The organism is Methanosarcina sp. UBA5, from assembly GCF_002505485.1.
GTDB lineage: Archaea > Halobacteriota > Methanosarcinia > Methanosarcinales > Methanosarcinaceae > Methanosarcina.
In genome coordinates this window covers 4,394-4,829 of the sequence record NZ_DAVG01000124.1, presented here as the reverse complement: position 1 = coordinate 4,829, position 436 = coordinate 4,394, and the positions used below count along the sequence as shown (strand labels likewise).

The 436-nt window shown below is 43.3% G+C and carries 1 protein-coding gene; it reads left to right on the top strand.

Going from position 1 to position 436, the window contains the following annotated elements:
- The coding region (locus BP621_RS15915) for a PKD domain-containing protein (RefSeq protein WP_292391626.1) at positions 1-436 on the top strand (436 nt) is incomplete at both ends.

Genomic DNA, 436 nt, shown 5'->3' with positions numbered 1-436 from the left:
CACTCTAGAATGGATCTGGGTTGAGAATCTTTCAGCAGGGGAAGAAAAGACAATTGTGTATAATGTGACGGTGCCTTCGAATTCTGAGTCTGGTAACTTTACACTTTCGGGCAGGATTTCTGCTTATTCTGTTCCTGCTACCTCTGTGGAAGGATTTTCAAAAGTAATAGTTACTTCTCAGCCGCCGGAAGCAAACTTTTCCGCAACTCCTCTCCAGGGTTCCGCACCCCTGATTGTCCAGTTCACGGATTTATCCACCTCCAATCCTGATTCCTGGGAGTGGGACTTTGATGGAAACGGGAACATTGACTCAAACGAAAGAAATCCGGTTTATACGTATGAGAATTTTGGAATCTACACTGTTATACTAAAGGCAACTAACAATACGTATGGAAATAGTACCCGAACAAAAGCAGGATATATAACCGTGACTGAG